Raw genomic sequence first — 12,217 nt, 5'->3', positions numbered from 1 at the left:
CCCCCGGCTCGCGGCCCGCCGAGACTCGTGTTCGGCAACGGATCACGAGCACAGGAGGAGACCATGCCGCTCACCCTCGACACCTACCGGCTGCTGGGCCGGTCCGGGCTGCGGGTCTCCCCGCTGGCACTGGGCACGGCGACCTTCGGCACCGAATGGGGCTGGGGCGCCGAGCAGGACGAGGCACGCAAGCTGTTCGACACCTACGTCGAGCGCGGTGGCAACTTCATCGACACCGCCAACACCTACACCAACGGCAGTTCCGAGCGCCTGCTCGGCGAATTCACCCGCGACCACCGCGAAAGCCTGGTGCTGGCGACCAAGTACACCACCCAGCGACGACCCGGCGACCCGAATTCCGGTGGTGCACACCGGAAAAGCCTGTTCACGTCGGTGGAAGCCAGCCTGCGTCAGCTGAACACGGACTACCTCGACCTGCTTTACCTGCACGTCTGGGACTTCACGACGCCGGTCGAGGAAATCCTGCGTGGCATGGACGATCTGGTCCGCCAGGGCAAGGTGCTGTACGTGGCCATGTCCAACGCCCCGGCCTGGCAGATCTCGCGCATGCAGGCGATCGCCGACCTGCGCGGCTGGTCACCGCTGGTGGCGCTGCAGATCGAATACAACCTGATCGAGCGAACCGGCGAACGCGACCTGATCCCGATGGCGCGTGCACTGGGGCTGGGCGTGGTCCCGTATTCACCGCTGGCGGGCGGCGTGCTCACCGGCAAGTACACCCGCGGCGACCTGACCGCGGCCGCGGCGGGCGACGGCACCCGGAAGAACTTCAACTTCACCCTCGGCACGGTCACCGAACGCAACCTCGCCATCGCCGACGTGGTGCGGGAGGTCGCCACGGAGATGGGCCGCACGCCCGCGCAGGTCGGGCTGGCCTGGACCCTGCGGAACCCCGGCGTGACGGCCCCGATCATCGGTGCGCGCACCACCGCGCAGCTGGAGGACAACCTCGGTGCGCTGGACGTCGACTTCACCGCGTCCCAACTGGCCCGGCTCGACGACGCCAGCGCCATCGGACTCGGCTTCCCCCACGAGATGCTCGCCAGTGAGCACATTCGCCAGGTGACCAAGGGCGACCTGACGATCGGCTGAGTGGACCAGTTCGGCGGGGCTTGATTGGACCTGTTCGCTGGGCCACGTCACCCGGCAGGATGAACCTCGTGAGTATCGAGTTCTTCCTGACCGCGCTGGTCATCGTGGCCACGCCGGGCACCGGGGCGTTGTACACCGTCGCCGCCGGGCTGAGCCGCGGGTTCCGCGCGAGCGCGGTGGCGGCACTGGCCGGCACCCTCGGCACCCTGCCCCACCTGCTCGCGGCGATCACCGGGCTGGCCGCGCTGCTGCACACCAGCGCCGTCGCCTTCGAGGCGCTGAAGTACCTGGGCGTCGCCTACCTGTTGTACCTGGCGTGGGCCACGCTCCGCGACAAGAGCACCTTCGAACCGCGCCGGGCACCCGCCTCCGCGATGAAGGTGATCGGCGAAGGCGTGCTGATCAACCTCCTCAACCCCAAGCTGACCATCTTCTTCTTCGCGTTCCTGCCGCAGTTCGTCCAGCCCGGCGAGCCGGTGTGGCGGATGGTGGAGCTGAGCGCCGTGTTCACCGGCCTCACGCTGGTCGTTTTCCTCGGCTACGGCGCCTTCGCCGCGGCCCTGCGCGACCACGTCATCACCCGCCCGAAGGTGCTCGCCTGGACCCGGCGCACCTTCTCCGCCGCGTTCGCCGGGCTGGCCGTCAAGCTGGCGGTGACCGAAGCATGAGCACGTTCCGCCACGCCGACGCGCTCTGGGCCGACTTCCCGCAGCTCGTGCCCGGTGTGCTGCACGTCGAAAGCTTCGACGGCACCTACGACCTCACCAAGTACCTGGAGATCGCCGAGCAGCGGCTCGACGGCACCACCGAAACCCAGCTCCCCGAGATCCAGGCCTGGCGCCGCGCCTACACGCAACTCGGCCTCAAGCCGACGCAGTACCGCTGCGCTTCGGAGGCCCTGTTGCGCCGGTTCCGCAAGGACAAGGTGTTGCCGCGCATCCACCCGGTGATCGACCTGTGCAACGCGGTTTCCCTCGCCTACGCCATTCCGGTGGCCGTGCTCGACCTGGCGCACATCGCCGGTGACCTCGAAGTGCGGTACGCCACCGGACGGGAGGAGTACCTGACCTTCGGCGGCGAGGTCGAGCACCCGCAGCCGGGTGAGGTGGTCTTCGCGGACGAGGCCGGGCAGGCGCACGCCCGCCGCTGGACGAACCGCCAGAGCGGGCGGTCGGCGGTCCGGGAGGGCACCCAGACCGTGCTGATCGTTGCCGAGGCCCTGCATGAGACCGCCGCGGAGGACGTGTCTTCGCTGGTCAGCGCCCTGGGGCAGGAGCTGGGGCAACCCAGGTCGGCGATCCTCAGCCGAACCGGCCCGGAATTCGCGTACTGAGGTGAGAATGGGTGTCCGGACGGGCGCCGCCGCTCCGACGTCTCCGGTGGAAGGCACCGACGATCGAGGAGACCACGATGAAGTACATGATCCTCAGCTACGGCTCGCAGCAGGACTACGACGCCATGGCGGGCAAGGGTGGTTACCGGCCGGAGGACTTCGCCGGGATGCACGAGTTCATGACGAAGTTCAACGCAGAGCTGGAGGCGTCGGGTGAGCTGGTGGAGACGCGCGGGCTGAACGCGCCCGTGCACACCCGGCGCGTCCACGGCCGCCAGGACGGCGTTCCCGTGTGGACGGACGGCCCGTACGCCGAAACGCAGGAAGTGCTGGCCGGCTACTGGATCGTCGAATGCGAGAGCCTCGACCGGGCCACCGAGATCGCCGCGCGGCTGTCGGAGTGCCCGGCGCCGGCCGCGCTCGCCGAGGGCGCCTACGCGGACGTCCGGCCGCTGATGGAGTCCGTGGACGACATCGGTTTCTGAGGATGCCCGGTACCGAGGTGGACGGCCTGCTGCGGACTCTCGCGCCGCAGGTCCTCGGTGCGGTGGTCCGGCGGTTCGGGCACTTCGACACCGCGGAGGACGCGGTGCAGGAGGCGCTGCTGGCCGCCGCCACGCAGTGGCCGGAGGGCGGCGTACCGGACAACCCGCGCGGCTGGCTGATCACCGTCGCCTCCCGGCGGCTGACCGATCTGCTGCGCAGCGAGTACGCCCGCCGCCGTCGCGAGGACACCGTGGCACGGCAGGTGCTGCCCGAGGAATGGCTGGCACCCGCCGCGGACCGGGCCGCGAAGCCCGCGGACGACACGCTGGTGCTGCTGTTCCTGTGCTGCCACCCGTCGCTGTCCCCGGCGTCGCAGATCGCGCTCACCCTGCGCGCGGTCGGCGGGCTGACCACGGCCGAGATCGCCAGGGCCTTCCTGGTGCCGGAAGCGACGATGACCCGGCGCATCAGCCGCGCCAAGCAGCGGATCAAGGACAGCGGTGTGCCGTTCGGCTTGCCCGCGGACCCCGCGCGGCTGGCGGCCGTGCTGCACGTGCTGTACCTGATCTTCAACGAGGGGTACGCCAGCACCGCGGGCCCGGACCTGCAGCGGACCGAGCTGACCGCCGAGGCGATCCGGCTGACGCGGATGGTGCGGGAGCTGCTGCCCGAGGACAGCGAGGTGGCCGGGCTGCTCGCGCTGATGCTGCTCACCGACGCCCGGCGCGCCGCGCGCACCGGCCCCGACGGCGCGCTGGTGCCGATGTCCGAACAGGACCGGAGCCGGTGGGACCAGCGCGCCATCACCGAGGGCGTCGAGCTGATCACCGCCGCGCTGCCCCGCGGCCCGGTCGGCGAATACCAGCTCCAGGCGGCGATCGCCGCCGTGCACGACGAAGCGCCGAGCGCGGAGGAGACCGACTGGCCGCAGATCGTCGCGCTGTACGAGGCTCTGATGCGGTTGTCCGACAACCCGGTGGTGGCGTTGAACCACTGCGTCGCGGTTGCCATGGCACGGGGCCCGCGTGCCGGACTGGAATTGCTGACCGAAGTGGACGGTCGGTTGCCGGGTGACCACCGGGTGCCTGCCGTGCGGGCCCACCTACTGGAACTGGCAGGAGACCGGGCCGGCGCCCGCGAGTCCTATGCGGCCGCGGCAGCCCGCGCGACGAGCCTGCCGCAACAGCGTTACCTTCATGGCAGAGCCGCACGGCTCGTGGATGGTTAAGCCACCGGGTTGCTGTTTTCGACGTGATCGAAGATGTCGGCATCGGTCTGCCGTTGCCATTCGGGCATCGCTTCCCAGTCGGCTACGTACCCCGGCTTCGGATCGGCGAAGTGCCGGTGTATCTGGCCGATCCAGCAGAGCGCGACGAAGCGTCCGCGTTGCTCGCGGCTGAGTTTTCCGGTCGCACCACCGGTGGCCTCGACGAACGCACGGATTTGGTGATAGACGGCCGCGGCCGCCTGGCGTTCCCAGTCCGGAGTGTCCTCCCAAGGCGTGATGTAGCTGGCCTTGGGTTCACCGGGATAATGGCGCTTCACACCGGCGATCCATGCTTCGCGGAAGACTTTGCCTGCTTCGATTTCGGCCACCAATGGCGTCCTTTCTTTGGGTTCGGATCGGTTTGTCAGGTGACGCCGACGCGCGCGGCGAATTCCCGCAAGCCGGGTAAGGGATTCGCGCGAGGTGCCCCGAGCAGTTCGCGGGTGAGTTGGCGCGCCCACGGGCGGTTCAGTTCCTGAGGGGCGCAGCGTTCGACTTGCCGCACCGCGCGGAAGGCGGCTTCTGGTTTTCCCCAGCCGTGCCAGGCCTGCGCGACCTCTTGCCAATAGCGTGCACGCCGTTCGGGAATGGTGATGGTTTCCGGGCGGATGGCGCGTGCCCGTTCGATCGCGGTGCCGTAGTCGCCGAGTGCGCGCGCGATGCTCACTCCGTACAGCGGGAGGAACCGGGCTTCGGCGGCTGTCTGGGTGAGCGAGCCCGCCGGCACCTGGATGCCCTGAGTGGCGCTGGTGGCTTCGGCGTAGAGGGTGACCGCGCGGGCTCGGTCGGAATCGGTGGCCGCGGTGTAGGCGGCCGCCGCCAGCAGGCCGCCGAACGCGGCGGCGTGCTCGGCGTGGGCTCGATCGGCCTGCTCGGCGAGCCCGGCGTGCAGGCGGTCCGCGACACCGGTGACCAGCTCGGCAGCCCCTCCCGGCTCTCCCGAACGGCGCAGCAGCACGGCGCCGAGCTGGGCCGCATCCGCCGCCACCAGCGGATCATCGGCGGCGCGGGCGGCGGTCAGCAGCTGGTGCGCCATGCCTGACGCCAGTCCCTCGTCGCCCAGCCGGAGGGCCAGCCACGCGGTGTGCCGATAGGCATACGCGAGCAGCGTCCACGCCGCGCTCTTGGTGTCGGCCTTTGCTTCGTGCACGAGTACCTGCGCGTCCTGCAACAGGCCGGGCAGGGCCGTGGTGACCTGGGCGTAGCGGCACGCCAGGTAGTCACCCTGCGCGGTGTGGATCCGGGCGCGGAGCCCGGCGACGCTGACGGGCTTGCCGGTGGGCTCCGGGTGCAGGAGCGCGGTCGCGGCGGAACCCAGCACGCCAGCCAGCAGGAGCCTGCGTCGCATGCCGTCACCGTCCGCCGAGCCGTTGTCCGTGCCGGTCACGGTACTGAGCCCGACCCGGCTCGGCGAAAGCCCGTACAACTCCACCAGCCGCCACAGCATCGCCAGGTCGGGCTGCTGGTGACCGGTCTCCACCCGGGACAGCGTCGACGCCGAGTAGCCGATCCGCGCCCCGGCGGAGCGCAGGGTCAACCCGGCCGCGACTCTGGCGGCGCGGATCACCGGACCGAGATCGGGCACCTGCACGTCCAGAGTGTGCCTCACCGGACACCCACAGTCACCCCGCTCGGTACAAGACTTGTTGCGCATCTCGCAAACCGCGTGCGTGACATGCACGGTGGTATCTGGTAGCGCTGGTGTACTGGCGACGGTTCCGCTATGACCAGCAAAGCCCAGCACAACAAGCCTTCGTGGATCACGCGGGCCAACCATTCCGAGATCCTCTGGCGCGGCCGATGGTGGCGATTGCGCGCGACGCCCCAGCGCAAATACCCCTGGCTTCTGGAATGCGCCGAGAAACCGGAACGCCAGGAGATCGGCGTCCACGACCCGGTGCGGGCTCGGAAAATGGCGGAAACGTGGCTCGAACTACGCGATCTGCTCCCGGCTCCGGCGAAGGACCGGAACGCGGACACCACTCGGAGGCGCTGCTTGTAGCGTGCTCACCACCTGCCCACGCCCAGCCGACGGGCGAGGTCGGCGCGGTCGCTCGAGCGGACAAGCTACCGTCACGGCAGAGCCGCACGGCTCGTGGAGGAGTGAAGGGAGCGCTTGTGTCCCAAGAGGAAACGCGCCGCGGGGATGGATCACTGTTCAATGAGGACTCGATCGACGGGTTCCTCCACCGGGCGTTCCTGCGGGCGACCGGCCGCTCCGGTGAGGAGGTGCGGCAGCGCCCGGTGATCGGCATCTGCTCCTCGGCCAGTGAGCTGAACCCCTGCAACGCCGGGCTTTCCACGGTGGCCGAGTCCGTCAAGCGCGGCGTGCTCGCGGCGGGCGGGTTGCCGGTGGTGTTCCCGACCATCTCCATCTCCGAGGCGTTCGTGCGCCCCACCTCGATGTTCCTCCGCAACCTGATGGCGATGGACGTCGAGCAGATGATCACCTCCAGTCCGGTCGACGCGGTCGTGCTGCTCGGCGGGTGCGACAAGACCATTCCCGCGCAGGTGATGGGCGCGCTCAGCGCGGGCAAGCCCGCCCTGCTGATCGCCGCCGGGCCCCGCCCGGTGGCGCGGTGGAACGGCGAAGCGCTGACCGTCGACGACTTCTGGCCGCTCGCCGCCCGGCGCCGCCGCGGTGAACTGTCCGATCAGGACTGGAACCGCCTGGAGGGCTGCCTGATGGGCGGGGTGGGCACCTGCAACGTGATGGGCACCGCGACCACCATGGCCACCATCGCCGAGGTGCTCGGGCTGGCGCTGCCCGGCTCGACCCTGCTGCCCGCCACCGGCTCGGCCCGCCAGGACGCCGCCGTGCGCACCGGCACCAGGGCGGTCGCGCTGGCGGAGGAAGGCCGCCCGCCCGCCGAGGTGGTCACCGCCGAGGCGATCGAGGACGCCTTCCGCGTGGTGTGTGCCATCGGTGGTTCGACCAATGCGATGGTGCACCTCGCGGCGATGGCCGGCCGGATCGGCGCACCGGCGGACGCCGCGCACTTCCGCCGCTGGAGCGAGACGACCCCGCTGCTCGGCGACGTCCGGCCGTCCGGGCCGCACCTGCTCGAGGACCTCGCCGAAGCGGGCGGCATCCCGGCCGTGGTCAAGGAACTCGCACCCGTGCTGCACCTCGACCGGCCGTCGGCGAGTGGCGCGACCTGGGCCGAGGAGGTGGCCGACGTCCAGCCGAAGACCGGTGCCGCGCTGCGCCCGTTCGACCAGCCGGTGGCCGACGGTGGCGCGCTGGCCGTGCTGACCGGGTCGCTCGCCCCCGACGGCGCGGTGATCAAGCGGTCCGCGATGGACCACCGGTTCCTGCGGCACACCGGCCGCGCGCTGGTGTTCGACGGCGTCACCGACCTGAACGCCCGCATCGACGACCCCGACCTGCCGGTGGACGCCGATTCGGTGCTGGTGCTGCGCGGGGTCGGCCCGGTCGGCGGTCCCGGCATGCCGGAGGTCGGCCACGTGCCCATCCCGGCGAAGCTCGCGCGCGCCGGCGTCGAGGACATGGTGCGGATCTCGGACGGCCGGATGAGCGGAACCGCCGACGGCGCGGTCGCGCTGCACGTGGCGCCGGAGGCCGCGGTCGGCGGCCCGCTCGCGCTGGTCCGCGACGGCGACCTGATCGAGCTGGACGTCGACGCCGGTCGCCTCGAACTGCTTGTCCCGGCCGAAGAACTCGAGCGCCGCAAGGCCGAGTTCACCCCGCCGCCAGCACCGTTACGCGGTTACGAGCTGCTGTACCACCGGCACGTGCTCCAGTCACCGGACGGCTGCGACTTCGACTTCCTGCGGAAACCGCTCAGCTGAACGGCAGCGGCGTGGCGCCACGGTCCGCGAGCATGCCGGTCATCACGCGGACCTCGGCGCCCTGCGACTTGAGAATGCTGTTCGTCAGCGACTTCACCGCGGACATCCCGGTGTGGTCCTGGGTGTACTGCGCCATCTCCGTGCCGCCCTGGTGGTGGCGGAGCATCAGCTGCAGGAAGTAGACGTCCAGCTCCTTGCCGGACAGCGAGCGCAGCTTGGCCAGCTCGTCGTTGGTGGCCATGCCGGGCATCGGCGGCTCGCCGGGCGCGGCCTGCCCGGTCGCCGCCGCGTGCCCGCCGTGGCCGTGCCCGGCGGACTCGGTCATCCAGGTCATGTACCCGCCGATGGCCTGCTCCGGCTTGTTCCACAGCATCAGCCAGCCCTTCATCCGGCCGACCTGCTCGAGCTGGGTGCTGGCGATGTCGAAGGCGAGCTGCTGGACCTGCGGGTCGGTGGAGTGGTCGCGCGCCCAGTTGGCCATGGTGACCGCCTGCAGGTGGTGCACCGCCATGTCCTGGGCGAAGCCGACCTCCACCGGGCCGGGCGCCGGGTTCGCGGAATCGGTGTCCTGGCCGAGCGACTGGCTGAGGAACATGCCGATGGTGGCGCCGACCAGGAGCACCGCGAGCGTCGCGGCGCCCAGGATGACCACCCGCGACCAGGCCGGGCGGGGCTCGGGAGCGTCGGTGTCGACATCGACGACACCGGGCTCGCCGAGTTCCGCCCGTTCTTCGTCAGGCCGGTCCGAACTCATCCGCCGGCCGGGGGCTGCTGACCGGCCGGGGGCTGCTGACCGGGCACGCCGCCCGGCACGCCGCCGGGCATGCCGGTGGTGTCCGGCTCGGCGCCTTCGGTGCCCTTGTAGTCCATCGGCTTGGCGTCCGGACCCGGCGGCGCCGGGTCGAACGGCGGCGGGGCGTCCACGTCGAACCGGCCGGGGCCGAGCGCGTCACAGGAGGCACCCTGCTCGGGGTAGGTGCTCGGGTTCAGGCGGAGCGCCGCGATGAACTGGTCGATGCGCTCGTCGTCGACCGAGTCGAGCTTGAGCTGGTGCCCCCACGCCTGCAGCGAGACCGGCTTGTCGAGGCCGGGGTACGGCGACATCATCGTGTACGGCTTGCCCTCGGCGCGCACCCGCAGCTTGTTCACCGCGTCGCCGGTGACCTGGTCGGGGTTGTAGGCGATCCAGACCGCGCCGTGCTCCAGCGAGTGGACCATGTTCTCGGTGCGCACCGGGTTCGGGTAGACGATGCCGGTGCAGGCGGCCCAGAAGCCGTCGTGCGGACCGCCGAAGGCCGGGGTCTTGTCGTAGGCGACGCGCTCGGTGGGCAGCACGTGCACGCTCGCCTCGTACTGCTGGGTGACGATGCCGGGGATCTTCAGCGACGGGTCCGGGTTCTCCGCCGACGGCGCGAAGGCGGCGGCCGCTTCCTCACGGCTCTTCTGCTCGCGCTTGTCCGCCGAGTTGACGTAGTAGTAGCCGAATACGACCCCGGCGAGGGCGAGGATCGCCACCACCGCGATGATCGTGCCCCACGGCGTGCCCTTCTTGGACACCACGGAGCTGCGGGCCGATTTCACGGCGTTCTTCGGCCTGCCCTTTTTCTTCGTGCCGCTTGCCATCGTGCTGTACCGACCTCGTCTCGTCGTCGCCCCGGTCATGGAGCACCCCGGCCAGTGTAGGGATGGCATGTCTGGTCGGTGTAGGGCGCTTCGGAGGGTGCTGCTACCAAAGGTCTAGAGCTTGTGTTCTGCGTGGCGGTGCGGGTGGCGGAAAGCTCCCTAGATCGGCGGCTGGGCGTCCGGGCCCGGGGGAGTGGGGTCGAACGGCGGCGGCGCGTCCTGGTCGAAGCCGATGCTGTCGCACGGCGCGCCCGGCTCCGGATAGGTGGCCGGGTTCAGCAGCAGCGCGGTGATGAACTGGTCGATCCGCTCGTCGTCGGCGGTGGGCACCTTGAGCTGGTGGCCCCACGACTGCAGTGAGATCGGCTGGTCCAGTCCGGGATAGGGCGACATCACCAGGTACGGCTTGCCCTCGACCCGCTCGGCCAGCTTCGCGCGCTCGTCACCGGTGACCCGATCGGGGTTGTACGCGATCCACACCGACCCGTGCTCCAGCGAGTGCACGAGGTGCTCGGTGCGCACCGCCGTGGGGTACACCACGCCGTTGCAGTTGGCCCACACCTGGTCGTGCCTGCCGCCGAAGGGCGGCGAGTGGTCGTAGGCCACCCGCTGCGGCGCGACCACGTGCAGCCCGGGGTCGTAGTCCCGCCGCACGATGCCGGGAATGGCGCCCGACGGGTCCGGGTTGTCCTCCGATGGCATGAACGCGGTCAGCTCGCGGTCGCGTTCGGACACGGTGGCCTGCCCGGCCACCGCCCGCTCCGCGGTGAGCAGCGCCACGCCGGTCAGCCCCGCCCCCGCCACCAGCACGCTCACCAGCGCGATGACCAGCGCAGTCGTCGTCGATCGCATCCCCTGTACGCCTTTCACCCGGTCCCGGGACCGTCTTCGTGCCGGTCGGCGGGGCACACCTAGAATTCTGCAGGTGACTCCCGCCGATCTCGCCGAACTTGTCCGTAACTCCGCCGTGGAGGTCCTGACCGCCCGTGGTCTCGACCCGGCGGTGCTGCCCGACGCGGTGACGATCGAGCGACCCCGGAACCCGGAGCACGGTGACTATGCCACGAACCTGGCCCTCCAGGTGGCGAAGAAGGCCGGGCTCAAGCCGCGTGAGTTCGCCGACGCGCTGGCCGGCTCGCTGGCCAAGGCCGACGGCGTCGAGGCCGCCGAGGTGGCCGGGCCCGGTTTCCTGAACCTGCGGCTCGGTGCCGGTGCCCAGGGCGCGCAGATCACCCAGGTGCTCGAGGCCGGTGCCGCCTACGGCCGCGGTGACGCGCTCGCCGGGCTCAAGATCAACCTCGAGTTCGTCTCGGCCAACCCGACCGGGCCGATCCACCTCGGCGGCACCCGCTGGGCCGCGGTCGGTGACGCGCTGGGCCGGGTGCTGGCCGCGCAGGGCGCCGAGGTCACCCGCGAGTACTACTTCAACGACGCCGGCGCGCAGATCGACCGGTTCGCCAACTCGCTGATCGCCGCCGCCAAGGGCGAGCCCGTGCCGGAGGACGGTTACGCGGGCACCTACATCTCCGACATCGCCGCCGAGGTGCTGCGGAAGGAGCCCAGCGCGCTTTCGCTGCCCGAGGACGAGCGCCGCGAGACCTTCGCCAAGGTCGGCATCGAGCTGATGTTCGCCGAGATCAAGAAGACCCTGCACGAGTTCGGCACCGACTTCGACGTGTTCTTCCAGGAGAACTCGCTGCACGAGAGCGGCGAGGTCGCCCGGCTGGTGGCCAAGCTCAAGGACGAGGGCTCGCTGTACTTCGCCGACGGCGCCTGGTGGCTGCGCACCACCGACCACGGCGACGACAAGGACCGCGTGGTGATCAAGCAGGACGGCAACCCGGCCTACATCGCCGGTGACATCGCCTACCTGCACGACAAGCGGCAGCGCGGCTTCGACCTGTGCATCTACATGCTCGGCGCGGACCACCACGGCTACATCGTCCGGCTGAAGGCGGCCGCCGCCGCGCTGGGCGACGACCCGGCCGTGGTCGAGGTGCTGATCGGCCAGATGGTCAACCTGGTCAGCGACGGCAAGCCGGTGCGGATGAGCAAGCGCGCCGGCACCGTGATCACCATGGAGGACCTGGTCGAGGCGGTCGGCGTGGACGCCGCCCGCTACGAGCTGGCCCGCTACTCCGTCGACTCCACTTTGGACATCGACCTGGACCTGCTGCGCAAGCACAGCAACGAGAACCCGGTCTACTACGTGCAGTACGCGCACGCACGGCTGGCCTCGCTGCAGCGCAACGCCGCCGAACTCGGCCTCAAGGCCGACGGGGAGCCGGACCTGAGCCTGCTCACCCACCCGCGGGAAGGTGACCTGATCCGAACGATCGGCGAGTTCCCGGAAATGCTGAGGAAGGCGGCCGAACTGCGGGAACCGCACCGCGTCGCCCGGTACCTGGAGAGCCTGGCCAGCGCCTACCACAAGTTCTACGACGTGGCCCGCGTGCTGCCGCAGGGCGGGGAGGACCCCACGCCGCTCACCTTCGCCCGCCTCGCGCTGTGCGAGGCCGCGCGCCAGGTGCTCGCCAACGGTCTCGAACTGCTGGGCGTTTCGGCGCCGGAACGGATGTAGT

General features: G+C 70.6%; 13 protein-coding genes. 8 read left to right on the top strand and 5 right to left on the bottom strand.

Annotation, left to right across the window (positions count from 1 at the left end):
* The first annotated feature begins 63 nt into the window (after positions 1-63).
* The 5 genes from A4R43_RS22735 to A4R43_RS22715 all read left to right on the top strand — a co-directional run bounded on the left by A4R43_RS22735 (position 64) and on the right by A4R43_RS22715 (position 4,160).
* On the top strand, positions 64-1,113 hold the full coding sequence (locus A4R43_RS22735) for an aldo/keto reductase (protein ID WP_113694187.1): 1,050 nt from the start codon (positions 64-66) through the stop codon (positions 1,111-1,113).
* A gap of 68 nt (positions 1,114-1,181) precedes the next feature.
* On the top strand, positions 1,182-1,781 hold the full coding sequence (locus A4R43_RS22730) for a LysE family translocator (protein WP_113694186.1): 600 nt from the start codon (positions 1,182-1,184) through the stop codon (positions 1,779-1,781).
* Positions 1,778-2,446 carry a B3/B4 domain-containing protein gene (locus A4R43_RS22725; protein WP_113694185.1) on the top strand — a complete coding sequence of 223 codons (669 nt, stop codon included), beginning with the start codon at positions 1,778-1,780 and terminating at the stop codon, positions 2,444-2,446. The genes A4R43_RS22730 and A4R43_RS22725 overlap by 4 nt, the downstream gene beginning before the upstream one ends.
* A 77-nt stretch (positions 2,447-2,523) precedes the next feature.
* Positions 2,524-2,931 carry a YciI family protein gene (locus A4R43_RS22720; protein ID WP_113694184.1) on the top strand — a complete coding sequence of 136 codons (408 nt, stop codon included), beginning with the start codon at positions 2,524-2,526 and terminating at the stop codon, positions 2,929-2,931.
* 2 nt (positions 2,932-2,933) lie between these two features.
* Positions 2,934-4,160, top strand: coding sequence for an RNA polymerase sigma factor (locus A4R43_RS22715; protein WP_113694183.1), 1,227 nt, complete (start codon positions 2,934-2,936; stop codon positions 4,158-4,160).
* Here the strand turns inward: A4R43_RS22715 and A4R43_RS22710 are convergent.
* A complete protein-coding gene (locus A4R43_RS22710; protein WP_113697808.1) occupies positions 4,157-4,528 on the bottom strand; it encodes a hypothetical protein in 372 nt (123 codons plus the stop codon). The genes A4R43_RS22715 and A4R43_RS22710 overlap by 4 nt on opposite strands.
* A gap of 35 nt (positions 4,529-4,563) precedes the next feature.
* Positions 4,564-5,808: a helix-turn-helix domain-containing protein gene (locus tag A4R43_RS22705; protein ID WP_162788557.1), complete on the bottom strand. Its 1,245-nt coding sequence runs from the start codon at positions 5,806-5,808 to the stop codon at positions 4,564-4,566.
* Positions 5,809-5,922: 114 nt separating this feature from the next.
* On the opposite strand from A4R43_RS22705, the gene A4R43_RS44105 reads away from it, so the two are divergent.
* Together A4R43_RS44105 and A4R43_RS22700 are read left to right on the top strand one after the other, a co-directional pair.
* On the top strand, positions 5,923-6,201 hold the full coding sequence (locus tag A4R43_RS44105; protein WP_236808195.1) for a hypothetical protein: 279 nt from the start codon (positions 5,923-5,925) through the stop codon (positions 6,199-6,201).
* A 116-nt stretch (positions 6,202-6,317) separates the two neighbouring features.
* Positions 6,318-8,012: a dihydroxy-acid dehydratase gene (locus A4R43_RS22700; RefSeq protein WP_236808194.1), complete on the top strand. Its 1,695-nt coding sequence runs from the start codon at positions 6,318-6,320 to the stop codon at positions 8,010-8,012.
* Here A4R43_RS22700 and A4R43_RS22695 read toward each other — a convergent pair.
* The 3 genes from A4R43_RS22695 to A4R43_RS22685 all read right to left on the bottom strand — a co-directional run bounded on the left by A4R43_RS22695 (position 8,005) and on the right by A4R43_RS22685 (position 10,487).
* Positions 8,005-8,766 (bottom strand): DUF305 domain-containing protein, encoded by a 762-nt coding sequence (locus tag A4R43_RS22695; RefSeq protein WP_113694180.1) that lies wholly within the window; start codon positions 8,764-8,766, stop codon positions 8,005-8,007. The two genes, A4R43_RS22700 and A4R43_RS22695, sit on opposite strands and share 8 nt — an antisense overlap.
* Positions 8,763-9,635 (bottom strand): DUF3105 domain-containing protein, encoded by an 873-nt coding sequence (locus A4R43_RS22690; RefSeq protein ID WP_113694179.1) that lies wholly within the window; start codon positions 9,633-9,635, stop codon positions 8,763-8,765. The genes A4R43_RS22695 and A4R43_RS22690 overlap by 4 nt, the downstream gene beginning before the upstream one ends.
* 159 nt (positions 9,636-9,794) lie before the next feature.
* Positions 9,795-10,487 carry a DUF3105 domain-containing protein gene (locus A4R43_RS22685; protein ID WP_113694178.1) on the bottom strand — a complete coding sequence of 231 codons (693 nt, stop codon included), beginning with the start codon at positions 10,485-10,487 and terminating at the stop codon, positions 9,795-9,797.
* Positions 10,488-10,560: 73 nt separating this feature from the next.
* Here A4R43_RS22685 and argS point away from each other — a divergent pair, with 73 nt between their 5' ends.
* Positions 10,561-12,216, top strand: coding sequence for an arginine--tRNA ligase (gene argS, locus A4R43_RS22680; RefSeq protein WP_113694177.1), 1,656 nt, complete (start codon positions 10,561-10,563; stop codon positions 12,214-12,216).
* The last annotated feature ends 1 nt before the right edge of the window (position 12,217 follow it).

Source organism: Amycolatopsis albispora, from assembly GCF_003312875.1.
Classification (GTDB): domain Bacteria; phylum Actinomycetota; class Actinomycetes; order Mycobacteriales; family Pseudonocardiaceae; genus Amycolatopsis; species Amycolatopsis albispora.
The sequence above is the reverse complement of the archived record's forward strand: the minus strand, read 5'-3'. Positions and strand labels throughout refer to the sequence as shown.

Excerpts from the sequence above, each read along its gene's own strand:
- A4R43_RS22725 (WP_113694185.1), top strand. The coding sequence starts at position 1,778 with ATGAGCACGTTCCGCCACGCCGACGCGCTCTGGGCCGACTTCCCGCAG.
- A4R43_RS22695 (WP_113694180.1), bottom strand. The coding sequence starts at position 8,766 with ATGAGTTCGGACCGGCCTGACGAAGAACGGGCGGAACTCGGCGAGCCC.
- A4R43_RS22685 (WP_113694178.1), bottom strand. The coding sequence starts at position 10,487 with ATGCGATCGACGACGACTGCGCTGGTCATCGCGCTGGTGAGCGTGCTG.
- A4R43_RS22720 (WP_113694184.1), top strand. The coding sequence starts at position 2,524 with ATGAAGTACATGATCCTCAGCTACGGCTCGCAGCAGGACTACGACGCC.
- A4R43_RS22715 (WP_113694183.1), top strand. The coding sequence starts at position 2,934 with ATGCCCGGTACCGAGGTGGACGGCCTGCTGCGGACTCTCGCGCCGCAG.
- A4R43_RS22735 (WP_113694187.1), top strand. The coding sequence starts at position 64 with ATGCCGCTCACCCTCGACACCTACCGGCTGCTGGGCCGGTCCGGGCTG.
- A4R43_RS22690 (WP_113694179.1), bottom strand. The coding sequence starts at position 9,635 with ATGGCAAGCGGCACGAAGAAAAAGGGCAGGCCGAAGAACGCCGTGAAA.
- A4R43_RS44105 (WP_236808195.1), top strand. The coding sequence starts at position 5,923 with ATGACCAGCAAAGCCCAGCACAACAAGCCTTCGTGGATCACGCGGGCC.